Origin of the sequence: Martinezella lusitana (genome assembly GCF_900094565.1) — a bacterium.
In the GTDB taxonomy this organism is placed as follows: Bacteria; Pseudomonadota; Alphaproteobacteria; order Rhizobiales; family Rhizobiaceae; genus Rhizobium; species Rhizobium lusitanum.
The window spans coordinates 115845-131280 of the sequence record NZ_FMAF01000013.1 but is presented as its reverse complement, the minus strand read 5'-3'; the positions used below and the strand labels follow the sequence as shown (position 1 = coordinate 131280).

Below are 15436 nucleotides of genomic sequence, written 5' to 3'. Positions count from 1 at the left end.
CGCTCTGAATTAGAGAGGCGGCACAAACTTCCACCGATCTTCTGTCATTTTTAATGGAGACCATTCATGGCCGACCTATCCTATGCGCATGGCGTGACACTTGTCGAAAGCGCGGAAACCCCGTCGCTGTTGCGCGTCCAGCGTAACGGCATCACGTTCGTCAACGGCACCGCACCCGATGCGGACCCCGCCGCCTTTCCCCTGAACTATCCCACGTTGATCACCTCGTTGCCGCAGGCAGGGGCACTCGGCGCGGCGGGCACCCTTCTTGAAGACGTAACCACGGTTTTCAACGAAGGCGGTTCGTGGTGCATCGTCAACCGGGTGGCTGACAGCGTGGACGCTGCCACGTTGCAGAGTAACCTTATAGGCGATCCCGTCGCACGCACCGGCATCTACGCGGCGCTGCGGGCCAAGGCGATTACCGGCTATCAGCCTCGCGTGGCTATTACATCAGGCAATACCGGTGCCTGGGTGGAGGGAGGCGTTGTCTCGATTTCACTTGCGGAGCAGGGGGCCAAGCTTTCGGAAGCGCCCATTGTGGAAGCGACCGGCGGCGGCAACGATCCCGGCAAGGCTCTGCCCAAGCTAGAGGCCGTCATGGGTACGGGCGCAAATGCCGGCACCGTGGTTTCGGTGCAGGTTGTCGAGCCGGGCAAGAAGCTGTCGCAAGCGCCGACAATCGTCTTTACGGGCGGCGGCAACGAGGCGGACAAGGTGTTGCCGGCGGCGACCGCCAATGTGGGCGATGTTGCCAATCCCTATGTCTCGGCACTGAATGCCATTCTGCCGAAGATCCGCGGACGTGCCTATATCACCGGCCCGAACACCACGAATGCCGAAGCCGTCCGCTTCCGTCGAACCGTCAATGGCGGTCGCATTCTCATCATCGATCCGAAGACCATCAAGAACGTCAACGGCGTTCCCGTCACCAAGCCGGTCGCCGCTGTCTTTGCCGGGGTGCGCGCCCGCGTCGTGGCGTCCTCCGAAGGGGTGTCCGGCTCGGTTTCCAACAAGATCATTCGCACGATCGATGGCGTTGCCCGTACGATCTCCTACCCGGATGACAGCAACTATCTGAACGAAAAGCAGGTTGCGACCATCATCAACGAGCGCGGCGGCTTCCGCACATGGGGCAGTCGTCTCGCGACTGACGACCCGCTTTGGCAGTTCGACAGCGTACGGGCGACCGCCGACATGGTGAATGAGGCTCTGGAAGACCTCTATTTCCTCTATGTCGACCGCAAGTTCACAAAGGCGAACCTCAAGATGCTGATCGAGGACGGCAATGCCGCCCTTCGTGTCTTCAAGAACAACGACGACATTCTTGGCGGGCGCGTCTGGCTGTCGAGCATCAACGAACCGACGACGCTGGCAGATGGCAAGCTCTTCCTCGACGTTGAGTTTGAGCCGGTCGGCCTGATGGAACAAATCCACGTCACCACTCACCGCAACATTCTCTATTACCGGCTGCTGCTGGACGAGGTGAATGGGGCAATCGAAACCGGCCCGCTCTCGCTCGCCGCCTGATTAAGGAAACTCCGACATGGCAGAAAAGACCCTTCCTAGCTTCATCCTGCGCGATTGCATGATGTGGGCCGACCGCGTGAGCAAGCTCGGCCAAATCGGTGACATCACCGTGCCCGTGCCGGAAGCCAAGCGCGAAGACGTGCGCAATGCCGGCATGATCAAAGCCCGCAAGGTGCAGCTCGGTTATGAGGCGCTGGAATTCAAGTTCAAGATGCCGGGCCTCGACCCGCAGATTTTGAAGCTGCACGGCGTCAAGCCGGGCGTCGATACGCCATTCATGGTGACGGGTGCTCTCGTGGACGAGGATGGCACCACGCATAGCGCCGTGCTGACCATTCGCGGCAAGATGTACAAGCCCGATCACGGCACATGGAAGGCCGGCGACCTCGCCGAAAATGATCATGCCGTTGATGTGAATTACTACAAGCTCGAAATCGACGGCGAGGAAATCTACGAGATGGACGACTTTGATTTCAAGGTCGGCGGTGTCTCGCAATATGGCGATATCCGCAACGCCCTGCTGCTGTAGGGCCGGACCTCTTCCCCTCACGATCCACCTTCAACCGGCCCGCTTTGAGCGGGCCATTTTCTATGAGGATTCATCATGACCGAAGCTGTTAAAGTCCCTCTCTCGAAGCCCGTCACCCACAACGAGGCGTCCTATTCCGATCTGACTTTCCGGGAGGTGACTGTGGGCGACTTCATGGCGGGCGATCAGTTCAAGGGCGAGATTTCGCAGAACGTCGCCGTACTCTCTGCCATCTCCGACGTGCCTATTCCGGCCTTCAAGAAAATCTGCGCTGCTGACTATCGTCGCATTCTCGACGCGACGAAGGATTTGTTGGGAAACGCATAAATCAGCACGATTGGCGTTTGGTCGCCCTGTTCGTTGCCCGTTTCGCGCACACGCCGCTCGATGTCATCGAGCGGTGGTCACCTGAAAAACTGCTCGCCTATTTCGATAAGGCTCGTGCCTTGCGCGATACGATGGAGGGAACATCATGACTACACTTCAAAGCACCCTGCGCGTCTCGCTGCTGGACGATGTGACGGCTCGCGCCAAGCATATCACCAACGCCCTAAACGGTCTTCGGGCACAGCAGCGGGCGACCTTCGCACCCATCCGTAGCATGGTCGGACAGGCCGTCGCATTTGGTGCTGGCTATCTTGGTGTGAGGGAGGGCTTGCGGGCAACGGCGGGCGAGGCGATCAAGTTCGAGTCCGCTTTTGCCGATGTCAAAAAGGTGGTCGATGCGTCCAGCGAGCAGTTCGAGAACATGCGCCGTAATATCAGGCGCATGTCCGGCGAAATCCCGATGTCCGCCAACAACATTGCAGCTCTCTATGCCGCTGCCGGCGAATCCGGCATCGCAACGCAGGATTTGCAGGGCTTTGCCGAGATGGCGTCCCGTGTCGGCATCGCTTTCGATATCACGGCTGAAAAGGCCGGTTCTAGCCTGGCTAAACTGAAAACGCAGTTCGGTTTGACGGTTGCCGAAACCGGCGACCTCGCCGATGTCATGAACCATCTATCGAACAACATGGCTAGCAAGGCGTCCGAAATTACGGACTTCATGCTGCGTGTTGGTGCGCTCGGCAAAATCGCCGGCTTCACCAAAGAACAGGTTGCCGGCATCGGCAGCGCCATGATTGCAGCCGGCGCGGAGCCGGAAGTTGCCGCAACCGCAATGCAGAACGTCACGAAGGCCCTGACGCGTGGCGCGTCGGCGAAAAAGGGGCAGCGCGATGCTGCGGCAAGGCTTGGCCTTGATTTGCCGCAGATCGCCAAGCAGATGCAAAAGGATGCGCCCGGCGCTCTGAAAAAGGTTCTCGCCACCATCGCCAAGGCTCCGAAGGATCAACAGATTTCCATCGTCTCGGATTTCTTCGGCGACGAGGCGAAGGCATTCATTCCGCTACTCGGCAATGTCAAGCTGCTGGACGATGCGCTTGCCAGTGTCAGCGACCGCACGAAATATGCCGGCTCCGCAATGAATGAGTATAAGCAGCGTGCCAGCACCACGGGCAACACGCTCGAGCTTTTGGGCAACAAGGTATCGAATATCTTCTGGGAGGTTGGCGACGGCATGTTGCCCACAATCCGCGAAGGCGCGCAGGCGATCAGCGACGTGCTGGACACGCTCGGGAGCCGGGCGACGATCTTCGATCAGATCAAGGTCGGCGCGCAGGGCTTTGCCAAAGGCTTTGGCTATGACGGAGGTATTCGCGAACTGGTCAACGATGTTAGCGACCTGATGCTTGGGCCGGTCGATCCGAACGCGGGCGAGAACCTTGGCCGCTTCTTTATGAAGGCGAAGGAATGGGGTTCGTCCATCCGTGAGTTGACAGACGCCATTCGTGAAAACCCTATAGCCAAGTTCTTCGCGGGAATGTCGGGCTATGGTTTCAAGCTCATGTTGTGGGGCGCTGGCTTTGCCTTTCTCGCCGGAACTGTCCGCAAGCTCGCAAGCGCGATGTTTCTGCTGTCGGGTGCAAGCACGTTGCTTGGTGCACTCAAGACGGTTGGTTCCATCGCCGCGCTTGTCGGTGGTGGAACGGCGACTGCGGGAGGCGTGGCGGCAACCGCCGCAACCGGCGCGGCGGCGGGCGGTGCTGCTACCGGGTTGCTTGGCGGCTGGTCGGCCATGCTCAAAGGTTTTGCGCGTCTTGGAATATTGGGCATGGCAGGGGCGGGAGCGTGGGAGCTTGGCAAGCAAAGCTATACCGGCGACACGTTCTACAAACAGGGAAAGGCTTGGCTGCCCGGCCCGGACGATGCGTTGCATACCATTGGGTCGTATCTGAAGTCGTTCGTCACGACAGAAAATGGCCCGGCTTCGGCTGGTGTCTACGCGCAAACTGCGATGGACAGCGCACGCTCTGCCCGTGCTGCCGGGTTTGGCGGGTCAACAACAGAAACCTTGCCCGGAAAGACGGCGGACGATCTTGAATTGATAACCGCCCGTATCGATGCGTCATCCATTGCCGAGATGGTGAGGCCGAGCGGGACACAAGATGTTCGGGTAGTGAATCAGCAACCGCCTAACGTGACGGTTCATGCTCCCATCTCAATTACCGGCGTTTCCGACCCGCAGGCGGCGGCAAGTGCTATCGTTGGGCAATTGGGGGCTGCTATCAAGAATGCTGCGGATGCACAATTCAGCGATTAAAGGAAACGAGGGCCGGTCTGTAAGTGGGGCAGACTTGAGGCTAGCCCCGATCAATTGGCGTCAGCATCTTTACCTTTCGTCCCGATCCGCCGTCTTACAATGATCAACCAACATGCCAGAAAGGCTGTGGCATAGCCGCTGATCAAATAAGGAGCAGATATTCCAGCATATTCCGCCAGCGCGGCTCCAAGTGGAGGGGCAGTCATCATCGCCATCGCACTAAGTCCCTCGCCAACTGCGGCAACGCGCCCCAAAAGCTCAAGCGGTGTCTCCTTCTGCAGCACTACACGGTAAGGGACAAAAAAGCCGGCGCTGGCCAAACCCGTGGCAAACAGGAGTACACAAAAACTTACAGCAGAAATCTCGATATCACCGCGTCCGACGTGTCCCATCAATGCAATTAACAGGCCTCCAAAAATGCCCGAACCGATCATCAGCTGAATAGGATCGCGGTGTCCGAAGAACTGCCCTAGAAGCAAAGCGCCAATTACTCCGCCTGCTCCTGCGGATGCAACGGAAGCTCCGAGCAAGGCGCTCGAAAGTCCGATCTCCTTCACCAGGAGTGCGATCAAACCATCGTAAAGGAAGATTAGAAAATATCCGAGAGCCATTGCCACAATGGCGGTAGCCAGGACTGGCTTGCGGCGAATGTGTCTCAGGCCGTCGGCAAACTCCTGGCCAAATTTTCCCTTAGTGGTTCCACTGCGATCTGTGCGCAAACCACCAGGTAAACCAAAGAGGACCAGGGCCGCGATCAGCGACAGGCCAGCGTTCACCAAGAAGATTTGTTGCAGGTCGAGAAATACAGTCAGAATTCCACCCAACGCTGGACCGACAATCTTGGTCAGCTGATTAATGACGTGGCTGAGACTATTCGCCGCAAACAATCGGTCACGGGTCGCAAGAAGTGGAATTGCCGCCTGCTTTGCCGGCGTGAACAATGCGTCGGCGCTGGATTTGATGACGACGCATACAAGGAGCACAACGAGATTTGGCGCGAGAACAAATGCCGCCGTTGAAATGGCGCGTATCACGTTACTCGCTACCAGCAGCATTCGCTGATCGGCTCGATCTACCAATACGCCAACGGCGGGGGCGAGAACGACATACGGCAACGCTAGCGCCAATGTTAAACTTGCAACCGCTAGGGGTCCAAGCTGCCATTGGAATGCCACCAATGCGCTCAACGCCACAAAGTCCAACCAATCGGCTAGGTCGGAAGGAATCTGTGCGAGGAGCAGTCGTCGCAGTTTCGGCACAGTGAGCGGCGCGAGGCTATCAGGCAACCGATGCAAAGCGATCATCATCAATATCGAGCTTCGTCATGTTGATAGGCATAGATGCCAACAGCAACCGCGACCCCCATCGCAATCCGCCTGGGCCACGCGCTTTTCTGCTTGGCCCAGACCTGCGCACTTTGCGACATTCACAACCCTCAACACTTCAATTTTAGGTAAACCATGACGAGTGTAGCATCGATGATGCTCGGAGGCTACGCCTTCGAGGCGTTGGGTTTTGGCTATCAGGGTATCAAGCGCAAGGTGAATACGCCTTGGGTTGAGATTTCCGTGGGCCAAACCCTCAATCCGCAGCAATGGACCGGGCCAACGTCCGACGAAGTGACGATTCAGGGTGTCTTGTTTCCTGAAGAATTCGGCGGGCAATCGCAACTCGACGGCATCATCGCCGCACAATTGGCCGGCACGGAAATGATGCTGGTCAGTGGTGACGCAATAGAGGGCGTCATTCGCGGCATGTTTACGGTGCAGTCTGTCGAGGAAGATATGTCTTTTCACGATGCCAGCGGCGTGGCCCGTCGCAATGCCTATGTCATCTCGCTAAAGCGAATTCGGGCGGAGACAGCGACGAGTGCCGGCGGGGTGGTCGATAGCGCGACCTCTTTCCTCTCCGAACTTTTCCGGTGATCGCATGGCAAAGACTTACACAACGCGACAGGGCGAGACGGTCGATATCGCCTGCCTCTCTCACTACGGACGAACGTCCGGGGTTGTCGAGGCGGTGCTTGCCGTCAATCCGGGGCTTGCTGGCCTCGGCCCGGTCTTGCCGTTCGGCACGCAAATTTTGATGCCGGAAATGCCGAGCGTGAGCGCGGAACATCGTCTAACAAGGCTATGGGATTGAACATGCATCCTCGTGTTGAAATTACCGTCGATGGCGTTCCCGTCGCGGGGCAATTCTATGAACGGCTGATTTCCGTCACGGTGACGGATGAAGAGGGGTTGAAGTCCGATACGGTCGATATCGAGCTGAACGACGGCCCGCCGAATTTCCTCGCCCTGCCGCGCAAGGGTGCCGTGATCTCGGTCAAAATGGGCTACGGCAACAACCTCACTCCGAAGGGGCAATTCACGGCTGACAAGATCAGCCTCGATTGCCTGCCTTATAAAATGTCGATTTCCGGCAAGGCGGCGGACCTGCGCAGCGGCAAGTTGAAAGAACGGCAGGAACGGGCATGGGACAAGGCCACGCTCGGCGACATCATTGCGGAGATTGCCGGCGAAAGCGGATTGACGCCAGCCGTAGACGGCGACCTTGCCGGGCATACTTACGACTGGATAGGCCAGCAAGACGAGACGAACATCCATTTCCTGCGGCGGCTCGCAGATCGGCATAACGCCCTGTTCGCCATCAAGCAGGGGCGACTATTGTTTGCCCGGCGCGGCTCTGGCCTGTCGGCTTCCGGCTCGTCGCTCGGCTCGATCATCCTCACGCCGTCCGTCATCAAAACCGGCACGCTGAAAGTCGATATCAACGACCGCACGAAATACAGCAAGGTTGTCTCCTACTATCAGGATGCCGACAAGGCGAAGCGTGTCGAAATCGAGGCCGAAGCGGATGCCGATGGCGACAGCGTTTACCGCATTCCCGAAGCCTTTTCCTCGCCTGCCGAAGCCGACAAGGCGGCTCGCGCCAAGGCGAAAGAGCTTGCGCGCGGGGAGGGCGCGGTTTCGGTGACGGTGCTAGGCGATGCCGACATAGAGGCCGGCTTGCCGCTTCTGTTCGCGCAAGTTCGCCCTGGACTGGACGGCGTGCCCTACATCATCAAGACGGTGCGCTCCAAATACACAAAGACATCAGGCTTTGAGGTTGATGTTTCCGGGCGGCTATACGACGGTAAGTCGGGGACCGAAGGCGAGGGCGGCGGACAGAGTGAAAACGGTGGCTCGTCCGGCTCATCCGATGCCGGCGGCAAGGTTGCACCGAACAGCGCGCCGGGCACGCCGGCCACGCCTTCCGCATTCCTAACGCCGCGCCGGTTCGGACGAACGGACGAGAACTAGTCGTTGGAGCGTCAGCGTGGCTTGTTCATTTCCGCTTTCGGTCCAACGTAGCCATTCTATAATGTTTCTGGATACAAATGTCCGTCGATGTGACGGCCTGCGTCGCCTTAGCCTTGATAAGTCGGATGGTCAGGCTCTTATCGCAAACAGATCGGGTTTCCGCATGTCGATCCTTAAAAATCTGGTTATTCCGCGCCTTTCAAAATCCTCTGGAATGATCTCTTTATCGACGACCTCAGGCGTGCGGGATATCCCTTTTCTCTCGTCAAGCCTAGAGCGCCTGTCGTTCAGCTGGAAGATCGTAGGCAGTCCAATATTGGTCGCGCGCTCTTCATAGGACGGGATGACTTCTTCTACAAATTGCCCGACATATCGCTCAATCGGAACGTCTTCCTGAAATCGCCTAATATAGGGGCCTCGACTCGATGAGAACTTGTGTCTCGCACACAAAAAATGCCAGGGAACGGTATCGTTTTCGATCTCATCAAGTTTTTTTGGCGTTTGTGATTTCACAGTTTCAGCGTCCGCAATCAGGCAACCGGTTTCGAACGCTTCGGCTTCTTCTTCTACGGTTCCCTTCACCCAGTAAGACCTTTGGGGTTCGGCGCAATAAAAGCAGTATGCAGGAAAGAGACCGTTCGCTTTTGCATCTTCAATGAGCAAATCTATCTGCGGTTTGGCGGCTCCTTTGCCCATCTGCCTCAGGTTTCCAATTCCGCCGGCCTTATGAATTCTCTTGGCTTGTACGCGCATCTTCAGCGTGTAGACTTTTCCGATAATATGCCACTCCCAGTCGGCCCCGGTGTTCTTGCTTTCCTGCGATTTTGAAAATGTCAGCAGTGTCACTTTGTGCGGATGGCGCCGCCTGATCTCCAGCAAATTCGTTTCAGTAATCGTCTCTTCTCCGTAGCTGACCTTTACATCGGGCGAATGAGCGAATTCCAAGTTCTGCGAGGTGGAGTGGCCGAGTTCCAACAGTGTGTGGAGCAAGGAAATCATGCTTTCTCCCGATATTAACAATCTGAATATTCAGTTGTGTGTGTAAAATTTGCAATCGGTTAGCGTCCCATTATGATCGCGGAATACTCACGTCAATTGTGCTGTTGGGCCACTATTTTTCTAGGGGGCCAGGGGATGCCCATCCGATACGTTATTTTCGTCGTCTTTGGTTGCGTTAGCCAGAGAGCCCGCCGGGGCGGCTAGGCAGCTTTCGGCCTGCCGGTCTGGCGCGGCCGGTAATGAGCGTGCATTAACAGCGGATCGCGTTGGCTCGCGCGCAGCAGCATCTTGACGGCATGGCTGACCGGTGCACCCGCGCGGTAGTTTTTCCATGTGCGCAGACTGACGCCAAGGAAATCCGCCGCCTCGTTGTTGGAAAGCCCAATTTCTTCCTGCCATCTGCGCAGATCCTCAACCGCGAAATCGCGCTGATCTTCCGCGATTTGGAAAAGGTGAAAGGCATCAATCGCCAGATCGTCGCCGGCCCATTCGACTGTTGCGCCATAGTCTGAAACGGTCGCGGTTTTCCAGACATCGGGCGACTTAAGTGGGGCGAGCAGTTCGCCGCCGGTCGCAATCCAGCCTACGAGATTTGCGGTGGATGCCGGGGCACCCTTCCATTGAATTTCCAGCGTCATGTTTGACGCTGGCGTTACACTTTCGATGCGCGGCATGTCCATTTTCGTTTCCTTCCTCAAGCGATGGGAAAGCGGGGATTGGTCCGGTTCCATTCGGCGGCGATAGCCGCCTTGTTCTTGTGCGCCCATCCAAGGGCGGTGTCTCGTGCCTTGTGCGCCAGCTTGCCGCGTAGGATTTCCAGCGTTTCGATGTCCACCAAGGCATCCCCATTGGGGGTGATGATATGGAAGTGCGGCGGCAAATGGTCGTTCGCGTAAACCCGAATGACGATGTTTCCGATTTGAACCAGCTTGCCCATATGCCCCTCACTTCGATGGGGGAAACATAGGGCATATTATGCACCATGTAAAGTTATATGGTGCAATTTTTACCCCCAAAATATGGAGAGAGACTATGGCTTACACGCTGTCGGCGCGAAGCAATTCGCGCCTTATTGGCGTTCACCCCGATCTTGTGCGCGTCGTCCGTCGTGCAATCCAGATCACGGAGGTTGATTTCACCGTGCTTGAGGGCGTCCGCGACATTGGACGCCAAAAAGAGATGGTCACATCCGGCGCATCCACGACGATGAATTCGCGGCATCTGCGCGCGGAGAATGGCTATGGCCATGCGGTCGATCTTGCGCCCGTCGTCAACGGCTCGGTCTCTTGGGATTGGCCGCTTTACCACAAGATCGTCAAGGCCATGAAACAGGCGGCGAAGGAACTCCGCATTGCTATCGAGTGGGGCGGAGACTGGAAGACATTCAAGGATGGCCCCCACTGGCAATTGCCTTGGAAGCAATATCCTTCGAAGGGGCCGGTTGCTGGTGCCAAGTACACGGCGGAGACGGAGACGCGAGCCAAATCCAAGGCCGTCGCGCTCGTTGCCGGTGGCATGGGTGCGGCGGCACCTGTCGCTCAAGAGCCGCTTGTGAAGGCCGTCGAAATCGTTTCGGCGCAACAGGGCGATCTCTCTTCCGGCGATTGGCTGCGGATGGCTATCGCGCTGATCGTTGTTGTTCTCACAGTCTATCTCGCGTGGCGGAAGCTCTCATGACGCCATTCGACTATATTAAGATCGGCGGCGGCATCGTGATCGGTGCCGCCTTGGCGATTGCGCCCGCCTATCTGGCCGGCAGACATGCGGCCATAGCCGAGATCGTGGCAACGCTTCAAGCGGGCCGCGTCACCATCCTCAAAGACGGACAAAAGATCGATGAACAAGCTATTCAGGCTGACGATGCTGATTTGTGCCTGTTGCTCGGTGGCTGCGTGCAGCCCGACGGCCAAGGCGATTGAGCCGTGCGACCTTCTGGTGCCGATCGATCCGCGTCCAGAAACCAACAGCTACCTTGTAGCACATGACCGCCCCGCCGCCGTCAGCATCGCCCGGCATCGCGGACGCTATGCCCTCTACTGCGGAAAGTCAGATTGATGTCGGATAAATACAATTCGCTTTACGAACTGCTGAACGCTTGGGGTGGCGGCGCACTCTCCACTATTGTCGGCGCCATGTTGGGCCGCGCGATGTGGCATAGCAACGAAGCGCGCAAGGGTCGCCGGAAATTCTTCGGCATCGAACTGCTTTGGGAAATCCCGGTAGCCTTCGGAATGGCGTTCATAGGGGAGGGGATTGCCTCCTATTTGAACGTTGGACCACCGGCAACAACGGGCCTGATTGCCGGGCTGGCCTACCTTGGGCCACGCGGGACGGAGGTGCTGTTTCAGAAGTGGTTCTCTCGGCGGATTGCCGGTTAACAGGAAGAAAGGAAGCCGCCTGCGGAAGTCGGCGGCTTCTCGGAAATCAAGGCGCTGGGCCTTGGTAATGCAGTGTCATCTCCTTGTGCACATGCCCGTCCACCCAACTTAGAGTGAGCCAGTTTGTTGATTTCGGGTAACAAACGAGGATACGTCCGGGGCGGAATTGTGCTCCTTGCAAATACGCATGCTTCGTAGCGTCGAATGGCGCGAGTTGTAGTATGAATGATAGACCCAAAATGTTGAGCTGCAGCGCCTCGATTTCGTCTCTATCGTTGGTAAGAGGTTGGAGCTGGAACCGTTTGTGATTTTCGGCGAGATCGCCGGTCTTCATCAAGCAGTAGAGGCCCGCACCGTTCGCCCATTGGTGCGGGTTATCGAGCATATCCAACACGCCGGTGCTCTGTGAGAAAACGCCGGACAGGGGCGCTCTCCCCCGTGCGAAATTGCCCGAGACAGCGAAGGCTTTAGCTGTTTTCAGCAGCCAGCGCTCAATGTCGTGACCCGCTACGATTGCATGTCTGAATCCGTTGTCACATTCAAGAAATGACTTGAGAGAGCCAAATAGATAGCTGGCAGCATCATCAAGGCGATGCAGCGCACTGTTATGCTTGACGCAAAGGCAGTTTGTTCGAAGGCTCTGCGGTGCGAGTATCTTTTCCTCGCCCGCTTCCTGCCACGGCATGCCGCTGATTGTGAATTCACCGTCGTCTTTCAATATCTCGATTACCGACTGTGAAATCAAATGCTCGCCGGAAATGGGAGCGACGCATGAACCGAGTTCACGCATATAGCACTTCTCAACTTGAGACGCCGGCGGAAGCGACTTTAGGCCGAGAACGGCCGGCGGCTTATGCCAGTCGCGACCATTGAAACAGCAGAGCCGAGATGCTTTCGTTGACCCACAAGGGCATGGCCCATTCAAGACGGCTTCTCTTTTTCGTTTTGCTTCGCCCATACCTGCTGCCCATCGCTAACATTATCAACATGCAACCACATTTCTAATTTGTCCGTCGCTATGCCGTTTCTGGAACGTGTTCTAACAGACTTACGTCGAGCGTAATTTGTCGGGCATTCATGTTCGCGTCGAACCACAGAAGTTCAGCAAGCTCGCTATCATCAGCAGGGGAGATGAAAGCTAGGCGCCAGCGCACGAGCCCGGAGAGGCGCATGGACCACACTCTTGGAAGCACCAAGATATATATCGTTTCGAACGCTGCTCGGTGCGCCTCATGCTTCTTCAGTCCGTTCAGCAACGTGCCAAGCATGCCTATCGCTGTTTTAGAGGTGGGGCGTCACGCGTACTGAAAAAAATCAACCTTTGAACTGTTCGCGCTTTCGCGTAAGTTGCGGTCAAGTCAGGGGATTGAAATGTCAAAATTGCGCGCGACAGAAGTTTTTACACCTAATGACACGCCGGTTCACACTTACGTGGATCGACGCGATTTGAAACTTGAAGAACTGCTAAGAGACGCTCTAGACACCCCGAAGGTAGTTGCGTCGGTTTCAGGTCCATCGAAGGCTGGAAAGTCTGTACTGATCCACAAACTCGTCGATCCCAACTTAATCATTCTCGTTTCGGGTGCCACCATTACCAAGGCAGATGATCTTTGGGATCAGGCGATCCAATGGATGGGTGGAGCGGATACCGAGTCAGAGACCGACGTAACTGCGACGACAGGGTCAATAAGTGGCAGTATGAAAGGTGGCATTTCGGCGATACTGGTCAAGGGAGAGGCAACGGGCTCGCTAACTTCTTCGTTAACAGGGAGTTCTGCTGTCACTAAAACTCGGCGGGTCGGCGGCCTTCCGGGCGTGATCGCAGAGATTGCCAACAGCGATTTCATACTCTTCATCGATGACTTCCATTACATTCCCAAGGATGTCCAAGGTGAACTTGGCAGACAGGTAAAGTTCGCTGCCGAGCGGGGCGTTAAAATTTGTGCGGCATCTGTCCCCCACAGATCAGATGACGTGGTTCGAAGCAACCCAGAGTTAAGTGGTCGAATTGCGGCGGTTAATATCGGTTATTGGGATATCAACGAGCTTCAAGTCATCGGGAAATTAGGGTTCCCGAAGTTGAATATCGACCTAGCTAATTCTGTTATTGAGCGACTTGCAGCCGAAGCATTTGGTAGCCCGCAGTTGATGCAAAGCCTTTGCCTCAACTTGTGCCGCGAGAAAGCCGTCACGGAACAACTTGATCAGATGGCGCGAATCGAGGTGAATGAGGCGGATCTTGCGCGAACATTCGAACGGACCTCGGCGATGTCGGATTATTCCTCCGTAGTCGACGGCCTACACTCTGGACCAAAAGAGCGCGGCCAGGAGCGGAAACAATTTCGCTTTAGCGACGGGTCAACTGGGGACGTTTACAGATCAGTGCTTCTAGCTATCAGCGACGCCCCCCCTCAGTTGACTTTCACCTATGACAACTTGCTCGATCGTGTACAGCGCATAACAATCGATGAGAAACCGGTTGGCTCGAGCATTAGTCAGGCGCTTTCTCAGATGGATACACCGCTCTCAAAAAACCTATCGCCTCGCGTGCCAATCCTAGAATGGGACGAGAACATTCTGAATATCCTGGAACCGTACTTCCTCTTTTTCCTGCGCTCGTCCACCAAGCTGAGTTCCCTCGGCGGAGTTTGAATATCCATTAAACAGGTATTGATGGATGACCAGCCACACTGAAAGGCGAAACCCCGCATTAGCGGGGTTTTCTCATTGGCGATTATGCAGCTTGAGGAAGAGGGATGTCTACTCCAATAGACACATCTATAGCCTTGAAAGCCGCCTCAATTTGGTCAATCTGTGATTTGTGGTCGATCCTGAATAATCGATCCACCTGTTCTCGATGCCAGCCGAGACGGCGCGCCAAATCTGCGCGTGAAACGTCCTTGAATCTGCAGATCATATACAGTGCGCATTTGAAATAGGTTAGCAGCGGAACCTCTACGGAGCGAACAATGCCATTGGAGCTATCAAGCGGCAGGGGAAGATCCTCTCCAGCCGCAATGCGAGCGGAGATCGCTTCCTCAATCGCCTTCAGACCTTCAAGGCAAGCTTCTGGCTGCGTATCTCCGAAGGTGGTGACTTCCGGAAATGCTGGTGCCGTTACCATCCAAGAATGAGTGCCGTCCTCAGCCTCATCCATTGCGATCGTGAGTTCATAATACCTGCCCATTATTTTATCCCTAGGTCTTTTAGAATTTTAGCGACGAGACCTTTGCCCAGTTCCTTACTACTCCCATGAACGGGCATCACGCTGATACGTTCCCCACGTCTGACGGTTATGTGACCGCTACCGCCGCGATGGTTCTCGAATTTGCAGCCATTTTTGGTGAGAAGCTTCTTAAGCTCGGCGGCATTCATAAGATAGTGCCTTTAACACTTCTGTGGAAGTCAACAGCTCTGTGACCGGAAATTAACCGCCTGTCAACCTTCTTATGACGACACATTTTGCCCGAACTGAAACATTATCGGTTTTACATCCGTATTGATACTAAAGGGCTTTTTCGCGCGCAAACGGCGGAGTTTTACATCTAAGTGCTAGAACCATCGACAACAAGTCGAGCTTCCCAAGCTGAATACGAGGGTTCGATTCCCTTCACCCGCTCCAACTTGCCCTTGTCAAAAACGGCCTCTTGTTTTCAGCGCAACCTTCAGCGCTTCGCCGAAGGTTGCGATCGGGCGGGCGAGGCGTCCGGCCTGCGGGCGATGCATCAGCCAGTTGACGACTTTCGGGCTGAAATCCGGCGCCTCGATGACCTCGACGGCATCGCGCCAGCGGCTTTCCGATAGCGCCGCCGGTGTCAGGACGCCGATACCGAGACCGCGTGATACCAGCGACATGCGCAATCGGCGCTCATGGCTTCGCCAGCTCGACGCATCAATGGTCTCTTCGTCGGCATCTTCTTTCTCGGCGGCACGCTGGGCTCGGCGCTTGCCGGCACCGCATGGGATTTTGGTGGCTGGGTTGCCGTCTGTGCAACGGCCGCAGGCTTTGGCGCGGTTGCCTTGATCACAGGCCTTGCGGAGCGTAGGTGAAGGATGC

21 protein-coding genes are annotated in these 15436 nt (G+C 56.3%); 13 read left to right on the top strand and 8 right to left on the bottom strand.

All coding sequences use genetic code 11. The features are described from left to right. The first annotated feature begins 66 nt into the window (after positions 1 to 66). The 5 genes from GA0061101_RS23525 (at position 67) to GA0061101_RS23510 (ending at position 4700) form a co-directional block, all read left to right on the top strand. Positions 67 to 1530, top strand: coding sequence for a phage tail sheath protein (locus GA0061101_RS23525; RefSeq protein ID WP_167669589.1), 1464 nt, complete (start codon positions 67 to 69; stop codon positions 1528 to 1530). A 16-nt stretch (positions 1531 to 1546) separates the two neighbouring features. Then, the gene (locus GA0061101_RS23520) at positions 1547 to 2059 is read left to right on the top strand and encodes a phage major tail tube protein (protein ID WP_092575130.1); all 513 of its coding nucleotides are present in this window, start codon (positions 1547 to 1549) and stop codon (positions 2057 to 2059) included. Positions 2060 to 2134: 75 nt separating this feature from the next. After that, positions 2135 to 2386 (top strand): phage tail assembly protein, encoded by a 252-nt coding sequence (locus GA0061101_RS23515; protein WP_092575128.1) that lies wholly within the window; start codon positions 2135 to 2137, stop codon positions 2384 to 2386. Positions 2387 to 2403: 17 nt separating this feature from the next. Further along, complete coding sequence (locus GA0061101_RS40770; RefSeq protein WP_280951439.1) at positions 2404 to 2535, top strand: hypothetical protein; 132 nt, start codon at positions 2404 to 2406, stop codon at positions 2533 to 2535. Beyond that, the gene (locus GA0061101_RS23510) at positions 2532 to 4700 is read left to right on the top strand and encodes a phage tail tape measure protein (protein ID WP_092575127.1); all 2169 of its coding nucleotides are present in this window, start codon (positions 2532 to 2534) and stop codon (positions 4698 to 4700) included. Before GA0061101_RS40770 ends, GA0061101_RS23510 begins: the two co-directional genes overlap by 4 nt. Positions 4701 to 4750: 50 nt before the next feature. On the opposite strand, the gene GA0061101_RS23505 is transcribed toward GA0061101_RS23510, so the two are convergent. Continuing rightward, on the bottom strand, positions 4751 to 6007 hold the full coding sequence (locus GA0061101_RS23505) for an MFS transporter (protein WP_092575125.1): 1257 nt from the start codon (positions 6005 to 6007) through the stop codon (positions 4751 to 4753). Between the two features lie 171 nt (positions 6008 to 6178). On the opposite strand from GA0061101_RS23505, the gene GA0061101_RS23500 reads away from it, so the two are divergent. From GA0061101_RS23500 to GA0061101_RS23490, 3 genes are read left to right on the top strand one after another with little or no spacing between them, the layout of a single operon-like run. Continuing rightward, complete coding sequence (locus GA0061101_RS23500) at positions 6179 to 6625, top strand: phage tail protein (protein ID WP_245297554.1); 447 nt, start codon at positions 6179 to 6181, stop codon at positions 6623 to 6625. A 4-nt stretch (positions 6626 to 6629) separates the two neighbouring features. Further along, on the top strand, positions 6630 to 6842 hold the full coding sequence (locus tag GA0061101_RS23495) for a tail protein X (RefSeq protein WP_092575122.1): 213 nt from the start codon (positions 6630 to 6632) through the stop codon (positions 6840 to 6842). Between the two features lie 2 nt (positions 6843 to 6844). Beyond that, positions 6845 to 8002, top strand: a complete 1158-nt coding sequence (locus GA0061101_RS23490; protein ID WP_092575121.1) for a phage late control D family protein — start codon at positions 6845 to 6847, stop codon at positions 8000 to 8002. Positions 8003 to 8131: 129 nt separating this feature from the next. Here GA0061101_RS23490 and GA0061101_RS23485 read toward each other — a convergent pair whose 3' ends face one another. The 3 genes from GA0061101_RS23485 to GA0061101_RS23475 form a co-directional block, all read right to left on the bottom strand. Continuing rightward, positions 8132 to 9001 (bottom strand): DUF6615 family protein, encoded by an 870-nt coding sequence (locus tag GA0061101_RS23485; protein ID WP_092575120.1) that lies wholly within the window; start codon positions 8999 to 9001, stop codon positions 8132 to 8134. A 200-nt stretch (positions 9002 to 9201) separates the two neighbouring features. Next, complete coding sequence (locus GA0061101_RS23480; protein ID WP_092575118.1) at positions 9202 to 9681, bottom strand: helix-turn-helix domain-containing protein; 480 nt, start codon at positions 9679 to 9681, stop codon at positions 9202 to 9204. Positions 9682 to 9695: 14 nt separating this feature from the next. Next, positions 9696 to 9938, bottom strand: coding sequence for a DUF4160 domain-containing protein (locus tag GA0061101_RS23475; protein WP_092575117.1), 243 nt, complete (start codon positions 9936 to 9938; stop codon positions 9696 to 9698). A 95-nt stretch (positions 9939 to 10033) separates the two neighbouring features. Between GA0061101_RS23475 and GA0061101_RS23470 the strand changes: the two genes are divergently transcribed. From GA0061101_RS23470 to GA0061101_RS23460, 3 genes are all read left to right on the top strand, one after another. After that, complete coding sequence (locus GA0061101_RS23470) at positions 10034 to 10678, top strand: M15 family metallopeptidase (RefSeq protein WP_092575115.1); 645 nt, start codon at positions 10034 to 10036, stop codon at positions 10676 to 10678. Beyond that, the gene (locus GA0061101_RS39520) at positions 10675 to 10920 is read left to right on the top strand and encodes a hypothetical protein (RefSeq protein WP_167669588.1); all 246 of its coding nucleotides are present in this window, start codon (positions 10675 to 10677) and stop codon (positions 10918 to 10920) included. The genes GA0061101_RS23470 and GA0061101_RS39520 overlap by 4 nt, the downstream gene beginning before the upstream one ends. Positions 10921 to 11055: 135 nt before the next feature. Beyond that, entirely contained in the window at positions 11056 to 11379 is a 324-nt protein-coding gene (locus tag GA0061101_RS23460) for a phage holin family protein (protein ID WP_092575112.1), read from the top strand. A 46-nt stretch (positions 11380 to 11425) separates the two neighbouring features. Here the strand turns inward: GA0061101_RS23460 and GA0061101_RS40265 are convergent, their stop codons facing one another. Beyond that, on the bottom strand, positions 11426 to 12169 hold the full coding sequence (locus GA0061101_RS40265; protein WP_245297553.1) for a hypothetical protein: 744 nt from the start codon (positions 12167 to 12169) through the stop codon (positions 11426 to 11428). 581 nt (positions 12170 to 12750) lie between these two features. Here GA0061101_RS40265 and GA0061101_RS23445 point away from each other — a divergent pair. After that, on the top strand, positions 12751 to 14031 hold the full coding sequence (locus tag GA0061101_RS23445; protein ID WP_141694115.1) for a hypothetical protein: 1281 nt from the start codon (positions 12751 to 12753) through the stop codon (positions 14029 to 14031). An 82-nt stretch (positions 14032 to 14113) separates the two neighbouring features. On the opposite strand, the gene GA0061101_RS23440 is transcribed toward GA0061101_RS23445, so the two are convergent. The 3 genes from GA0061101_RS23440 to GA0061101_RS23430 all read right to left on the bottom strand — a co-directional run bounded on the left by GA0061101_RS23440 (position 14114) and on the right by GA0061101_RS23430 (position 15234). Further along, on the bottom strand, positions 14114 to 14566 hold the full coding sequence (locus GA0061101_RS23440) for a type II toxin-antitoxin system HicB family antitoxin (RefSeq protein WP_245297552.1): 453 nt from the start codon (positions 14564 to 14566) through the stop codon (positions 14114 to 14116). Next, positions 14566 to 14754 carry a type II toxin-antitoxin system HicA family toxin gene (locus tag GA0061101_RS23435; RefSeq protein WP_092575108.1) on the bottom strand — a complete coding sequence of 63 codons (189 nt, stop codon included), beginning with the start codon at positions 14752 to 14754 and terminating at the stop codon, positions 14566 to 14568. Before GA0061101_RS23435 ends, GA0061101_RS23440 begins: the two co-directional genes overlap by 1 nt. Before the next feature lie 258 nt (positions 14755 to 15012). Continuing rightward, entirely contained in the window at positions 15013 to 15234 is a 222-nt protein-coding gene (locus tag GA0061101_RS23430; protein ID WP_245297551.1) for a hypothetical protein, read from the bottom strand. 15 nt (positions 15235 to 15249) lie between these two features. Here GA0061101_RS23430 and GA0061101_RS23425 point away from each other — a divergent pair, with 15 nt between their 5' ends. After that, complete coding sequence (locus GA0061101_RS23425; RefSeq protein ID WP_092575106.1) at positions 15250 to 15429, top strand: hypothetical protein; 180 nt, start codon at positions 15250 to 15252, stop codon at positions 15427 to 15429. Positions 15430 to 15436: the final 7 nt, after the last annotated feature.